This is a genomic window from Pseudomonas sp. FP1154 (assembly GCF_030687245.1).
Lineage (GTDB): Bacteria > Pseudomonadota > Gammaproteobacteria > Pseudomonadales > Pseudomonadaceae > Aquipseudomonas > Aquipseudomonas rhizophila.
This window is the reverse complement of sequence record NZ_CP117465.1, coordinates 2,837,130-2,850,345: the sequence shown is the minus strand read 5'-3', so window position 1 is coordinate 2,850,345 and position 13,216 is coordinate 2,837,130. Positions and strand designations below refer to the sequence as shown.

The 13,216-nt window shown below is 60.5% G+C and carries 13 protein-coding genes; 1 reads left to right on the top strand and 12 read right to left on the bottom strand.

Annotation, left to right across the window (positions count from 1 at the left end):
* Positions 1-24 precede the first annotated feature (24 nt).
* The 6 genes from PSH91_RS12910 to PSH91_RS12885 all read right to left on the bottom strand — a co-directional run bounded on the left by PSH91_RS12910 (position 25) and on the right by PSH91_RS12885 (position 6,033).
* Positions 25-1,056 (bottom strand): ABC transporter ATP-binding protein, encoded by a 1,032-nt coding sequence (locus tag PSH91_RS12910; RefSeq protein ID WP_047226469.1) that lies wholly within the window; start codon positions 1,054-1,056, stop codon positions 25-27.
* Positions 1,053-1,847 (bottom strand): ABC transporter permease, encoded by a 795-nt coding sequence (locus PSH91_RS12905; RefSeq protein WP_047226470.1) that lies wholly within the window; start codon positions 1,845-1,847, stop codon positions 1,053-1,055. Before PSH91_RS12905 ends, PSH91_RS12910 begins: the two co-directional genes overlap by 4 nt.
* Complete coding sequence (locus PSH91_RS12900; protein WP_047226471.1) at positions 1,844-2,665, bottom strand: iron ABC transporter permease; 822 nt, start codon at positions 2,663-2,665, stop codon at positions 1,844-1,846. Before PSH91_RS12900 ends, PSH91_RS12905 begins: the two co-directional genes overlap by 4 nt.
* A gap of 48 nt (positions 2,666-2,713) precedes the next feature.
* Positions 2,714-3,718, bottom strand: coding sequence for an ABC transporter substrate-binding protein (locus PSH91_RS12895; RefSeq protein ID WP_107322481.1), 1,005 nt, complete (start codon positions 3,716-3,718; stop codon positions 2,714-2,716).
* Positions 3,702-4,721 (bottom strand): LacI family DNA-binding transcriptional regulator, encoded by a 1,020-nt coding sequence (locus tag PSH91_RS12890; RefSeq protein WP_047226473.1) that lies wholly within the window; start codon positions 4,719-4,721, stop codon positions 3,702-3,704. The genes PSH91_RS12895 and PSH91_RS12890 overlap by 17 nt, the downstream gene beginning before the upstream one ends.
* A 100-nt stretch (positions 4,722-4,821) precedes the next feature.
* Positions 4,822-6,033 (bottom strand): MFS transporter, encoded by a 1,212-nt coding sequence (locus PSH91_RS12885; RefSeq protein WP_305468408.1) that lies wholly within the window; start codon positions 6,031-6,033, stop codon positions 4,822-4,824.
* 153 nt (positions 6,034-6,186) lie between these two features.
* On the opposite strand from PSH91_RS12885, the gene PSH91_RS12880 reads away from it, so the two are divergent.
* The gene (locus PSH91_RS12880; protein WP_047226475.1) at positions 6,187-7,068 is read left to right on the top strand and encodes a LysR family transcriptional regulator; all 882 of its coding nucleotides are present in this window, start codon (positions 6,187-6,189) and stop codon (positions 7,066-7,068) included.
* A 41-nt stretch (positions 7,069-7,109) separates the two neighbouring features.
* Here PSH91_RS12880 and PSH91_RS12875 read toward each other — a convergent pair whose 3' ends face one another.
* The 6 genes from PSH91_RS12875 to PSH91_RS12850 all read right to left on the bottom strand — a co-directional run bounded on the left by PSH91_RS12875 (position 7,110) and on the right by PSH91_RS12850 (position 13,211).
* Positions 7,110-7,889, bottom strand: a complete 780-nt coding sequence (locus tag PSH91_RS12875; RefSeq protein ID WP_139050320.1) for an SDR family NAD(P)-dependent oxidoreductase — start codon at positions 7,887-7,889, stop codon at positions 7,110-7,112.
* A 75-nt stretch (positions 7,890-7,964) separates the two neighbouring features.
* Positions 7,965-9,224 carry a TIGR02270 family protein gene (locus tag PSH91_RS12870; RefSeq protein WP_274090446.1) on the bottom strand — a complete coding sequence of 420 codons (1,260 nt, stop codon included), beginning with the start codon at positions 9,222-9,224 and terminating at the stop codon, positions 7,965-7,967.
* A gap of 15 nt (positions 9,225-9,239) precedes the next feature.
* Complete coding sequence (locus PSH91_RS12865) at positions 9,240-10,109, bottom strand: hypothetical protein (RefSeq protein WP_274090445.1); 870 nt, start codon at positions 10,107-10,109, stop codon at positions 9,240-9,242.
* Positions 10,106-11,023: a DUF4150 domain-containing protein gene (locus tag PSH91_RS12860; protein ID WP_047226479.1), complete on the bottom strand. Its 918-nt coding sequence runs from the start codon at positions 11,021-11,023 to the stop codon at positions 10,106-10,108. The genes PSH91_RS12865 and PSH91_RS12860 overlap by 4 nt, the downstream gene beginning before the upstream one ends.
* Complete coding sequence (locus PSH91_RS12855) at positions 11,020-12,072, bottom strand: beta-ketoacyl synthase N-terminal-like domain-containing protein (RefSeq protein ID WP_047226480.1); 1,053 nt, start codon at positions 12,070-12,072, stop codon at positions 11,020-11,022. Before PSH91_RS12855 ends, PSH91_RS12860 begins: the two co-directional genes overlap by 4 nt.
* Positions 12,069-13,211, bottom strand: a complete 1,143-nt coding sequence (locus PSH91_RS12850) for a DUF2169 domain-containing protein (protein WP_305468403.1) — start codon at positions 13,209-13,211, stop codon at positions 12,069-12,071. The genes PSH91_RS12855 and PSH91_RS12850 overlap by 4 nt, the downstream gene beginning before the upstream one ends.
* Positions 13,212-13,216: the final 5 nt, after the last annotated feature.

Here is a 13,216-nt window from a genome sequence, read left to right as displayed (position 1 = left end):
ATAAGCCCTCTGCAAACACAAAGATCACGATGACAGGGTGAACAGCACTTGTGGCTCGACGGCCAGGGCAATCAGGGCACCGGGGGCATGGATAGCGCTATCGGTGCTGTCCACCAGCAAAGGCTGAGCCGCACCGACATCCACCAGCAGACGGCTTTGAGCCCCCTGGAAAAACTGGCCCACCAGACGCCCGTGCAGATGGCCCTCACTGTCCATCACCCGCAAATGCTCGGGGCGGCAATAGACAGTGGCGGGTAGGTCGGCGCCATTCCATGGCAACTCACCGCCACTGACCTTCAAGCCATGGGGCGTGTGCTCGATCACCGAAAAAGCATTGAGATTGCCGACAAAACGGGCGACGAACGCGTTGGCAGGTTGCTGATAGATGTCCCGCGGGCTAGCCAGTTGCGCGACGCGGCCATGCTCCATGACCAGGATGCGATCCCCCAGCGCCATGGCTTCACCCTGATCGTGGGTGACGAACACGGCGGTAATGCCCAAACCGCGTAGCAACTGGGCCAATTCGCTGCGCAGGCGTTCTCGTAGTTGCGCATCCAGCGCCGCCAACGGTTCGTCGAGCAGCAATACCCGGGGCCTGGGTGCCAGGGCGCGGGCAAGGGCGACTCGCTGGCGCTGACCGCCGGACAACTCGTGGATACTGCGCTTGCCGTGATCCTGCAAGCCGACAAGTTCCAGCAACTCCAAACAGCGCTTGTTGCGCTCGGCGGGTGACACACCGCGAACTTTCAGGCCGTAAACAATGTTGCCGGCCACATCCAGATTGGGAAACAGCGCATAGTTCTGGAACACCATGCCCACGTCGCGACGTTCGATGGGGAGGCGGGTGACGTCACTGTCGCCAAAAAACACCTGGCCCACGTCCGGACGCTCCAGACCTGCGATCAGGCGCAGGGTGGTGGTTTTACCGCAACCGGACGGGCCGAGGATCGCCAGGGTTTCTCCAGCCTCAATGGTCAGGTCCAGGTCATGTACGGCAACGGTGCCGTCAGAGAACGCCTTGCGACAACCCTTCAGGCGAATAGTGGTTCCGCTCATCGATTTGCTCCACGGGAAAGGCGCGCGCTGATGGCCTGCAATGCAACAAGCAGCGGCACAATCATCAACAGGAATATAAGGGTGTAGGCGCTGGCGACTTCCAGCCTGGCCGAGGCATAGCTGTCGGCCAGGCCCACCGGCAAGGTTTTGGTCATCGGGGTATGGAGCATCCAGGTCAGGTTGAACTCACCCAACGACAGGGTGACGACCATCAAGACCCCGGCGAGAATCCCCGCCCGACAGTTGGGCACCACCACGCTGAAGAAGCGCCGGACCGGCCCGGCACCCAGGCTCGCGGCGGCTTCTTCCAGGATCGGCAGGTGCTGGCGTTGCATCACCGCCATCACCGGGCGCACCAGAAATGGCAGAGTGAACAGCACGTGGCCGACGAGAATGAATAACCAACTGCTGCGAAACCCGCCGAACTGACCATAGGTGAGCAGCAATGCCAAGGCACTGGCCAGACCGGGCATCGCCACCGGCAACACCATCAGTTCCTCGAACGCGCGGCTAAAGCGGTTGTTCATCCGTACCAGGGCGTAAGCCGCCGGCACACCCACCACACAGACACACAGCGCACAGGCGGCGGCCAGTTGCAGGGACAGCCAGACCGTCGGCGAATACGCCTGCCAGACCTGCAGCAGCCAGTCGAACGTCAGGCCGCTGGACAGCCCTTGGAAGTAATTGCGCGTCAGCCCGGCGAGCAGTGACATCACCACAGGCACCAACATGAAAGCGCACACCAGCAAGGTAAACACCAGTTGCCCGACAAACAGCGTTGAGCGTTTCACAAGACTGTCCTCGAATCTTTGGCCAGCCGCCGGGCCAGCAACAGAACCGCCCAGGTCACCAGCCCCAACACCACCGACAGCGCAGCGGCCACGGCGAAATTGGCGTAATTGGTAAACACGTTGTAGATCGCCACCGGCGTCACGTTGAGCCGGGTACCCAGGGTGAAGGCGGTACCGAACGCGCCCATGGAGGTGGCAAAGCAAATCGCCCCGCAGGAGACCAATGCCGGCGCCAGGCCAGGAACAATGACATCACAGAGCACACGCCAATGACTGGCCCCCAGTGAACGAGCGGCCTCTTCCAGGCTGCGATCCAGGCTTTCACAGGCAGCCATCACCGTAAGAATCACCCGCGGAATCGAGAAGTACAGGTAGCCGATGCACAACCCCATCAACGAGTAGGCAAAAATCCAGCGCTCACCCACCAGGCCGAGACCCAGGGTGGCGAACAAGCCTTGGCGGCCGGCCAGCAGGATCACCAGAAAACCAACGACCACGCCGGGAAATGCCAGCGGGAAGGTCAACAAGGCGACAAGTACCGAACGGCCGAAGAAACGTTGGCGACTGAGAAAAAAACCACTGAAGCCGCCCACTAACAATGCCGCGAGGGTCGTTGCCAGTGCCAGCAGGCAGGTCTGCGCCAGACTGCCCAGGTATTGCGCGCTGCTCAGCACCTGCCAATAGCCGCTGTCGCTGCCATCGCGACTTTGCCCACCGAGCAAGACCAGGTGCGCCAGCGGCAACAACCAGAAGGCGAACAGCACCGCCGCCGCGGGCGCAAGCGCCCAGGCAGCGGTCGGCCGCAAGCGCGGCACCATGGCCCAGCCCGACCGTACGTCTCGGGCTTTTACTGCCGAGACGGTCACTTACTTGACCTCGCTCAGATAACGTGCGGAAAAGGCTTCCTGCGCCGCGGCCATCTGCTCGTAGTTGACCACACCGGCCCGGGCGTAATCGCTGTCGGGCAGGAACTGCGCGGCGACATCGGCAGGCATTTTCATTGCCCGCACCGGTCGCAGGTACGCCTTGGCCCAGAGCGCCTGGCCTTGCTCGGACAAAACGAAATCCAGGACCTTCTCGGCGTTGGCCCGATGGGGGGCGTTGTCGACGATGCTCATCACGTAAGGCACGCTGATGCTGCCTTCCTTGGGAATCACAAAGGCAACGTTGGCCTTGTCTTTGTAACGAGCCCGATAGGCGTTGAAGTCGTAGTCCACCAGAATCGGCAACTCCCCGGACAGCACCCGCGCATAAGCCGTCTGCTTGGGCACGATCGGTGAGTTTTTCGCCAGCTTTTTGAAGTAGTCGATGGCTGGGGCGAAGTTATCCAGATTGCCGCCCATGGCCTGGTTGATCGCTACCGCCGAGACGTACCCAACGAAAGCACTGGACGGGTCAAGGTAGCCGACCATGCCTTTGTACTCAGGCTTGAGCAGGTCGGCCCAGCTTTGCGGCACGGGCAGACCGCCCAGCGCATCGACGTTGACCATGATGCCCAGGGTGCCGGAGTGAATGGCAAACCAGTGTCCCTCGGGGTCCTTCAAACCCGCCGGGATCTGCTCCCAACCCTTGGGTTTGTACGTGCCGACCACCTCGGCTTTTTGCGCCTGCAAACCGAACGTCACGCCGTAATACACCACGTCCGCCACCGGCGCGGCCTTCTCGGCGACCAGTTGCGCCAATGCCTGTCCAGAGTTCTTGTTGTCCAGCGGAACCTGGACGCCAGTGGTATCGGCAATCGCCTTGAGCTGCGTGCCCCAATCGGCCCATTCTGGTGGACAGTTGTAGCAAATCGCCGTTTCGCCGGCCTGGACCAAGGTGGCCGCGCCGCATAACAGCAGTGTCGCCAGGGTTTTACGCAAGTGGAACATCAAGCGTCTCCTCGTAGGGTTGAGTGCTTTCGCCCGGCCGGATATGACAAGGCAGGCAATGGGAAACCGGGGTGGCGCCAGCGATCTGCGCCAACAATTGATCAATCACGGTGCAGGCCAGTGCCTCGATGGGCTGAACAACACTGCACAGCGTCGGATGCATCTGGGTGCCGAGGGCGATGCCGTCAAAGCCGATGACCGAGAGTTGCCGGGGCACTTGCCAGCCGTTGCGGCGCAGTTCGGCGATCAAGCTGATGGCCAGCAAATCGTTGGAACAAACCAGCGCACTGAGCGCCTGGGGGCCATGCAACAACGGCTCGATGGCGGCGAAGTCAGCCTGGGTATGGGCGGGCATTTCAATCACCGGCAGGCTGGCGAGACCGGCTCCATGCATTGCCTCGCAATAACCGGCATAACGCAGGCGAGCGCGGTCCGATTGCAGGGCAGGGCCGGCGACCATGCCAATCCGAGTGTGCCCGGCGTCCAGCAGATAACGGGTGGCGAGCGCCATGCCGGCGCGGTTGTCCACCGACACCGCGCTGTAATCCGGATTACCCGGCTGGTGATAAGCCAGCACAAAAGGCGTGTCCTCGCTGTCCAGGCTTTGCAGCACCCGGTTGCTCTCGGCGTCGGTTACCGTGAGGACCAGCCCATCGACACGCTGTCGCAGCAACTCCTCGACGACCGCGCTTTCGCGCTCGCTGCTGTAATCGGTGGTTGCCAACAACAGGTTGTAACCATGCACGCGTGCAGCACGCTCCATCGCCTGAAACTGTTCGGCGAACACCGGATTGAGCAGGTTGGGCACCACGACACCGATCAGCTTGGTCACTTGCAGGCGCAGTTGGCGACCAAGACGGTTGGGCCGAAACCCCAGTTGGCGCGCTGCGGCGAAGACCTGTTCACGGGTAGCCGGACGGACCACTTCAGGGGAGGCAAAGGCTCGCGCCGCGGTTGCCCGCGAAACCCCTGCCAGCCGTGCAACTTCTTTCAAATCAGTCATTGTCACTCGCTTGAGATCGATCTCATTGGCGAGGACAGTACTCAGGATGTATGGCGTTTCGACGACGCAGTGATGACGATTTGATGTCAGTTGCTGCTATCTATCGTTGAGGGTCTGCTGCAAACCCATACTGCCGGGCGGACCACACCACCGCCAACGTCAGCAGCAAGAGCGCGACCAGCACAGGCGCAAACGCAACGACACCCAGATGATCGAGCAGGATGCCCCCCACGATCCCGCCGCCGGCAATGGCGACGTTCCAGGCCGTGACCAGCATCGACTGGGCGAGATCCGCCGCGTCTCCGGCCGTCTTGGCAATTGCCGTTTGGAACAACGTCCCGGCCCCGCCAAAAGCGACTCCCCAGGCCGCCACGGCGGTGTAGATCGCAGCAAGGCTGTCGCTCATGGCCCCCAGTGTCAGGGCCGAGATGGCGAAAAGTGCCGTGCTGGCAAGGGTCAATGCCCGTAGATGGCGATCGATCAGCACGCCGACGCCCCAGATGCCCAGCAACGAGGCGCCCCCGAAGACCAGCAGCACCAGGTCGATCCGCTCGCCCAGGCCTGCCGCCATCAGGAACGGGGCGATATAGGTAAAGAGAATGTTGTGCGCCAAGACAAAGGCCAGCACCACACACAGCACCGAGCGAACGCCTGGCAGGGTGAAAACCTGGCGCAAGGCAAGGCGTTTGTCGGTGGTTTGCCCGGGAAAGTCAGGCACTTTGAGTCGCACCCAGACCATCAAGGCGACGGCGAACAAACTCATGATGGCGAAGCTCATCCGCCAGCCGATCAAATTACCGAGCAAGGTGCCGGCCGGTACGCCCAAGGATAACGCCAAGGGTGCGCCGACCATGGCAATTGCAATCGCCCGACCTTTCTGGCTCTCGGGCACCATGCGGGCGGCATACCCGGCCAACAAGGCCCAGAGCAGCCCGGCCGATACGCCACCCAGCAAGCGGGCAACGATCGTCAAGCCGTAATGGGACGAAAACGTTGTGACCGTATTGGCCACGGCAAAACCGGCAATCGCCAGCAGCAAGAGCGACCGGCGCCGCATGCCTTGGGTCGCGGCCGTCAAGGGAATGGCCGCCAGCAAGGACCCTATCGCATAGACCGTGACCAACTGGCCGGCGAGGGCTTCGGAGATCGCCAGCCCTTCGCTGATCTGGGAGAGAAGGCCGGCGGGCAAGGCTTCGGTGAGAATGGTCACGAACGCCGCCAACGCGAGGGCGAACAGTGAACCGATGGGGAGCGGCGCAGCGTCTTGAACGACCTCGGCATCGGCGTCGATATGGGTATTGGCAATCGTCATGTGTCACCCTGCTTGGCGCGCTTCTGACGCGCCGGATGGCGGCGTCAATCGCAGATTGATAAGTGTCGACTACGGTAAGTGCCGCTCTTTGGCGAGACAAGAATGCTAGAGTGCGCAACACATCGGAAAAAATGTCCGCAATGGGAGCCTGGCGTGGAATCACTGAGCGGGATTGATTTTTTTGTTCGCGCGGCCGAAACCCGCAGCTTTTCAGAGGCGGGCAGGGCGCTTGGCATTTCGTCTTCGGCGGTGGGTAAAAGCGTGGCCCGGCTCGAGGAAAGGCTGGGGGTGCGGCTGTTTCATCGCAGCACGCGCAGTATCACGCTGACGGCAGAAGGGACGCTTTTCCTCGAGCGTTGCCGACGCATTCTCTGCGAAGTCGAAGCGGCCGAACTGGAACTGTCGGAAACCCGCAAAGCGCCGCGGGGCAAATTGCGCGTGAGCTTGCCTCTGGTTGCAGATTTGGTCATGCCGACGCTGATGGCTTTCATGCGCCGCTACCCCAGTATCGAATTGGACCTGGATTTCTCCGACAGGCTGGTGGACATCATTGAGGAAGGTTTTGATGCCGTCATTCGGACCGGAGAGCCAAACGACTCCCGGCTGATGTCCCGCCCGTTAGGCGCGTTCAAGCTCGTCGTGGTCGGTTCGCCCCGGTACTTCGCCGAACACGGCACACCGCAGGTGCCGGCGGATCTGCTGCGCCATGCCTGCCTGCTATACAAATTCCCCAGCACTGGCAGGCTGCAGGTCTGGCCGGTGAACGGGGAAGGGCAGTCCGATCTCAACCTGCCGGCCACCCTGGTCTGCAACACCACCGAGGCGTTGCTGTACGTCGTGCGCGATGCATTGGGGATTGCCTGCGTACCGGATTTCACCGTGCGCGATGCCATCGTCGCCGGTGAGCTGGTTACCGTCCTTGACGAGTTCAATCGGCATCAGAGCACCTTCCGCATGCTCTGGCCTTCAAGCAAGCATCTGGCGCCAAAACTGCGGGTGTTCATTGATTTCATGAGCAGCGAATTGTTCAAGTGACTCACGGGGATATGTCCCAACCCTGTAGGAGCCTGTTCAGATCAAGGGGCCTTGTTCTCGACCAAACAGTTTCCGCCATCCACCACGATGACTTCGCCAGTGAGGTAGCTCGCCTCTGAAGACGCCAGGAAAGCAACCACTGCAGCCACCTCTTCGGGACGTCCGGCCCGGCCCATCGGCGTATAACCTGCCGCCTTGGCTTCCTCGGCAGTGGTCGACCCTGTGGTGATCCAGCCGGGAGCGACGCTGTTTACAGTGATCCCTTGCTGGGCGACTTCAAGCGCCAGGCTCATGCTCATTCCAACCATCGCGGCCTTTGCGGCGCTGTAAGCCGCTTCACCGGGGTTACTGCAGCGGGTGCCGGTAGTGGAACTGATGTTTACGATGCGCCCGTAACGGCGCGCCCGCATGCCGGGCAGAACGGCCTGTGTAAGCAGGAAAGCCGTGGTCAGATTTCGCGCCAGGGTAAGGTTCCAGGTGTGCAGATCCATGGTTTCCAAGTCGGAAAATAACTCCGGGCTTCCTTGCATGGCCATGCCCGCGTTGTTGACCAGAATATCGATCTGCCCCCAGAGGGACTCTGCCCATGGGATAAACTCACGCACCTGATGCTCATCGGTAAGATCGATGGCCCGCCCTTGGACGTCGAATCCTTCGGCACGCAGTTCTGCGACCCGATCATTGATTCGCGCACTGCTGGCGGTGACGATCAGTCTGGCACCTGCAGTCCCCAGTCTGCGCGCGATGGCCATGCCGATCCCAATCTCACTTCCAACCCCGCTGACAAGGGCCACAGGGTTCTGTCCGGTTGCGTTTGGCATGGTGTCTCCAGAGGGGTGTAAGTAATGATCAGGAGTCGGAGCCTGATTTGCGTTTGAGCTATATAACCACCCTGATCAACGCCCGAACACCCCCGTCCTCCCCAACAACTGCTGTTGCCGCCAGGCCGGTGCGCTGGTGGGAAAAAGCACTTCGTTTGGTCGAAAACGGGCGACACCGCAGGCGGCAGCGATGCGCTGGCGTTGCTGGCCGTGGGCAAGGGCCTGCCGAAAACTGGCTTCGCTCTGCATTTGTCCCAGCACATAACCGACGCCTGCCTGGAAATCACCGCCATGGGCCTGCCACCAAGCGGTGATGAGCTGCGGGTCGGGCCAGGGTAGATTTTCGTCGGGGTCCATTGCCACGTTGGTGTCTTGCGGGTCATCGTTCGGGCCGGCGTCGAAATCGGGCAGGTCCTGCAACTCCAGATCAAGCAACGCCAGGTCAGCGCCGGTGATCAGGCTGAAGGCTTCACCGGCGACCCGGGCATAGGGCAGGTCGCTCATTTGCTGGATCAACCACGGTACACAGACCGGGTCGCCCAGCAGCCCAAGGGCCTGGATGCCGATGCGCCGGTCCCTGGGATCCTGTACCAACTGGCGTATCCAGGCGATGCTGGGCTCGCGTTCCTGCCAGGCCAGCAATACGCAGAGCGCGCGATACTGGAACTGGTCCGGTTGCCCGGCGAATTGTCGCAATGGCTCCAGGGCTTGCGCGTCGCCCATCTGTGCGGTGGCCCAGTTGGTCCAGAAGCGCGTGGCGGCATCTTCATGCTGGCAGTGGGTACGAATCGCCGGGAGCAGGTCACGCCGGCGCAGCTCGCCCGCCGTGCGGGCGGCACGTGCCAGCACGCTGGGGTCGGCGTGGGACAGTTCGGCCAGCAGGGTAGGGCCGGGATCATGGCGATGCATCCCGCAGGCCGCCAGGCCGAGGCGGTGAAACAACGGCTCAGGGGAGGCGAACATGCGCTCGATCCAGGGCGATATACGCTCCCAGTCGAGCCACCCCAGGGCCATCAGATAACCGCGCTCCGTTTCTGACGCGCTTCGCAAATGATCGCTGAGTCGCGACAACATCTTCGCATCGGCCGCCTCGAAGGCCAGCAACACACTGGCGAACGTCTCGCCGACGGCGTGCGGACCGAGCTGGGCCAGCAGGATTTCCAGGCCCGTTGAGCCGGCGATGCGCAGGCCATCGAGATGGGCATCGATGCGCTCGTCCAGTTTGCTGAGATCATCAAGGTCGTAGTGGGGGGCGCGCACGGCGTGATCGTGCAGGAGGATGAGGAAGCAAGCTTCTTCGGCATGTTGCTCGATCATTGAGGAGATGGGGAGCATGACGTCTCTGTCTTGTTACGGCACCAGGTTTCCGAAGAAGTAACGTTTACCGACTTCGAACTGCAGGGGAGAGGCCATGTATCGGTCCAGGACAGCGGCCGCATTCAGCGGTTGAAAGTCGCCATTTTTCCCATAGAAACTGGAGCAGTCGACGCCGGAATACACCTCGAATTTACGCCTCCAGATGAGAAAGTTGCTCCAGTCGATCCATTCATCAGTGCCTGAAGGAACCAGGGACTTTCTCATGATCCAGACTTGTTTGTTCATGTCGACGGGCATGCCACCGGAGATCGAGCAGCGATCGCTGCCATAAGCGTTCTGCAGTTCGCTCAGTCGTGAATCGACAGCCGCTTTGTATTCGATTTCGTTCAAGCCACTGTCAAAGAACTCGGGTTCGTTTTCGATGGGGTCAAGAAGATTGCTTAAATTGGCTTCCACGGCGGCTCGGTCGGCCCGACGGGCAAACGTGCGCCATGCCTCAACCATGAAAGGTATCAGCCACAGCACACCAGACCACTGCGCTGCCAGGCACGCCTCGATACGCAGGTAGGTGGGGCCTTCGAGTATGAGCTCGGCAAGGAAATCCAGGTCGGTGTCGAGTCCTGCATCAGCGGTCAGACCGAGGCAAGCCGATACCAGCGTTGGATCGCAATCAGGGTCCACTATCCATTTGCGCAGTTGGGATACATGGCTGTAATCGCCATGCTTGGCTTGCTCCAGAATCGCAGCAAGTGCCATCCACGGGTCGTCTTTCTTCCAGCCGTCAGGCGACATTACTTCTGCCGGAGCGCAGCCGCAGTAGTGATAGCCACGCCCCTTCCAATAGAAGCTGTCTTGAAGAAAACCGGGTCTTTGAGTGTGCTTGTAATTAGAGGTTTTCATCATTCAGGCCTTGGAAAACTATTGATGCGTGTCTCTTGAAGTGAACTGAGCTCTCCTTCGAGCTTCTCACACTTCTTGCCAGTCGGGGCGAGATTCCCTTGCCCGGCCGGACAACCTCCGGCCGCCTTGGGGACTCTATGCGCCACCGGTTCTCCCTGACCCACTTCGGTTTTCCAACGCATATAGCCTGGCCTGTTAATCGCCCAATCATTTTCAATGTTGGCTTTCTCTCGTTTGCTCGTTACGTAGTACTTATTGCATCCGCTCGGTTGCTTTCCGGCAGGTGGCAACAAGTGCCTGCACTTGGGGTTTGCCCGGACTTTGGCGAGGACGGCGGCGTTCTGAGGATTTTGTGCGGTGCCGTAGAATTCGTCTTCCGTCATGTACTCCCCGTTCGCTTGAGCCTTGGAGTGCGCCGCGCCGCCACAACATTCACATTTGTGTTTGCCTGGCACCTTGGCGTCTTGTTGCACCGGACTGTATTTGGCGGTGTTGACCATGGGGACGGCCGCATTCGCTGCGGGACTGGCATGATTCGATGTGGTGAGGTCGGTATGTCGGTCTACGTTCTGGCCTTCGAAAAGAACATCCATTGACCATGAAACAAAATAGGTCTTACCGGTGATGACGTGAGTGATGACACCGGCACCCTGGCTTCTTGTGGCGGCTTCATCGCCCAGTGGGGAGGTTTTATAGAAGGAGCGATTTTTTAACATGATCTCCTTGTTTTCGATCTTGACGGTCTTGCTGCCTTTCTTCATGTCCTTGGAAAACGAGGTGTCCGGATAGGGCACCGGGATGGGTCCTGCGGGAGGCGGTGGTGGCGTCAGGCAGACATCCGGGAATGCCGCGATGACCTTGCCGCCACCCGCTTTGCATGCAATCTCATCGCCATTTGCATAAACGTCGCAGCTCATAGGGGCCCCTGGGGTCGACTGAGGTCGCGCACGACGGCGGCGGCGCGTGCACCGGCCAGGGCACTGCTCAGACAGATCGCGGTGGTTCCCGGTGCATAGCCTTTGCGAAACGCCTGGTCGGCGAGTATCAACTGGACGATTCCAGCAATGGCCCCGGTGTCACCCATGGCCTCTGCCCAATGCCACAGTGGCTGATCCTCTTTTCGGACGGTCCGAAAAAGCCGGGCCTCCATCAGCGGAAGTTCCTTGAAGCCGTATTGCTCGCCCGTGACATCGGACAGGCGCAGATCAATTTCATGCAAACCCAGTCTGGCCTGTGCGAGCGCCGTGCGGGCGGCGTCGGTCAGCCCGCCTGCTCGCAGGGGTTTGTTCGACAAAAGCGGTGCCTCTTCTTGCCCGAATCCCAGGCCTGAGATTTCCAAGCAGGTGCCAGGTTGCCGATAGGCCTGAATCAAGATGGCCGCGGCCCCTTCGCCAGGAAACAAGCCGTCATTGTGAGTGGCCGTTTTCAGCCGGCGATGCTGGTCCAGCCATTGCAGCGTCAAGGCGCTGAGCAGCGAGTCGACACCCGCCACCACGCAGGCAGGCGCACGGGTTTCTTGCATCAATCGACTGGCTTCATGAAGGGCATGCATGCCGGCAACCTGGCCGGAGGGGATGACCCTGGAGTGGGTTGGGTGGAACTGTATGCCCAACTTGGAAGATGCGTCGTGTATGACGGTCTGGGCTATTCCCCTGATATCGATTCCGGGGCGCTCCGGTTCAGCCAGGCACAGGAGAAAGGGCACTTCTGTCCAATCCAGCTTCGGCGCACCCTGTATCAACTCCACCAGTGCATGCAGCATGAGCCCGGACATACGCGATGCTGCCGGCAGCGCCAGGTCGAGACTGGACACCGTCGCGCCGATGATGGGTTCGCAAGCGTTGTCAAAAAACGGCAGCTCCTGGAGCGCTGACAGTCCGGCGCGCTTGGCAGCACAGGCACTGGCGACGCATAGGCCCACAGGGCAAGCCATGCCCATGCTGGTGATGAAAAGGGCCGGCGTCATAACGCCTCTTCTGCGGGAGGATAAGCTTCCTTAGTCCACGCGATGAGTTGAGCCAATGACTTGAAGTGTTGCTTTCCTCGCATGCGTTCTTCGTTGGCCTTGGCCTGTTCGAACTGATCGGCGCTTTGCCCGACGATGACCTTGGCCACTTCCTTGATGTTGCGCCCGAGCGGCGCAGAAGCTCGCCATGTCAGGAGCAGCCGATTCGCGTCCGGCTCCAGAATCACGGTGTCGACAACGGCTGCCGTTTCCCGCGTGCTGTCATCGTGAAAAACCAGGAGCACCGGCAGTTTCAAGTTTGTCGGAAGCCTGAATGCCGTCCGGCCTTTATCGTTGAGATTGAGCAGCGCAACTTCTTCGCCACCTTGCGGGTAGTCAATTTGCTGATCCTCTGGTGCGCACTGGAAATAACGCAGGTCAAAATCTTCCGGCAGAAATGGAAACTGATGATCAAGCCACGCCTGATCATAAGTGCCGGCCCATCGGATCCGCTGTTGCCAGGCTCGACCGATCGGGCCGAATGCCATCGGTTTGTAATTCCCATCGGGCGTGGTGACGGGCCTGTCCAGTTCTTCGGTATTGGGCAGCGGCAGACCATTTATCCGGGCAGTGTTTGCACTTGGGTAAAATCCGACCCCTACAGGGTTCCAGGGGTACCACTGATGTTGAGTGGCGTCGGCATGCGTGCGGTCCACCCCGCCAAAAGCCTGGGCATAGGAAACAGGCATTCTTGTGAAGGGAACAGGCCTGGTTGTCGAGTGTGAGAGGGCGCCCTCCACATAGACTCGTGCCCCCACGATTTTGAATGCTTTTACCAGCGTCCCGACTTTCAGGGCTACGTTCAGCTCTGTTACCGGCTCTCCATTGGGTGCGTAGCAGTGTCCATTGAGCAGGACATCGCAGCGTGGCTTGTGCAGTGCAAAATCGTTTTCGTATAACGCAGCTGATTCGCCCGGTTCCCCTGGGTACACATCAGCCATGATCAGCGGAGCCTGTTGTTCCAGCAGGCGAGGTTCATGTCCAGGATGATCAGCAATGCCGTAGGTTCCTTTCGCCACCACGACCAGCCATTCACGGCCGGTTTTATCGGTTGAGGTGGTAAAGCCGCCGACGAGGCGGGTCTTGTTTATCAATTCCATGGCGT

Bases quoted from the DNA above. Each gene is read 5' to 3' on its own strand.
- PSH91_RS12910 (WP_047226469.1), bottom strand. From the start codon at position 1,056: ATGAGCGGAACCACTATTCGCCTGAAGGGTTGTCGCAAGGCGTTCTCT.
- PSH91_RS12900 (WP_047226471.1), bottom strand. From the start codon at position 2,665: ATGGTGCCGCGCTTGCGGCCGACCGCTGCCTGGGCGCTTGCGCCCGCG.
- PSH91_RS12895 (WP_107322481.1), bottom strand. From the start codon at position 3,718: ATGTTCCACTTGCGTAAAACCCTGGCGACACTGCTGTTATGCGGCGCG.
- PSH91_RS12890 (WP_047226473.1), bottom strand. From the start codon at position 4,721: ATGACTGATTTGAAAGAAGTTGCACGGCTGGCAGGGGTTTCGCGGGCA.
- PSH91_RS12885 (WP_305468408.1), bottom strand. From the start codon at position 6,033: ATGACGATTGCCAATACCCATATCGACGCCGATGCCGAGGTCGTTCAA.
- PSH91_RS12875 (WP_139050320.1), bottom strand. From the start codon at position 7,889: ATGCCAAACGCAACCGGACAGAACCCTGTGGCCCTTGTCAGCGGGGTT.
- PSH91_RS12870 (WP_274090446.1), bottom strand. From the start codon at position 9,224: ATGCTCCCCATCTCCTCAATGATCGAGCAACATGCCGAAGAAGCTTGC.
- PSH91_RS12865 (WP_274090445.1), bottom strand. From the start codon at position 10,109: ATGATGAAAACCTCTAATTACAAGCACACTCAAAGACCCGGTTTTCTT.
- PSH91_RS12860 (WP_047226479.1), bottom strand. From the start codon at position 11,023: ATGAGCTGCGACGTTTATGCAAATGGCGATGAGATTGCATGCAAAGCG.
- PSH91_RS12855 (WP_047226480.1), bottom strand. From the start codon at position 12,072: ATGACGCCGGCCCTTTTCATCACCAGCATGGGCATGGCTTGCCCTGTG.
- PSH91_RS12850 (WP_305468403.1), bottom strand. From the start codon at position 13,211: ATGGAATTGATAAACAAGACCCGCCTCGTCGGCGGCTTTACCACCTCA.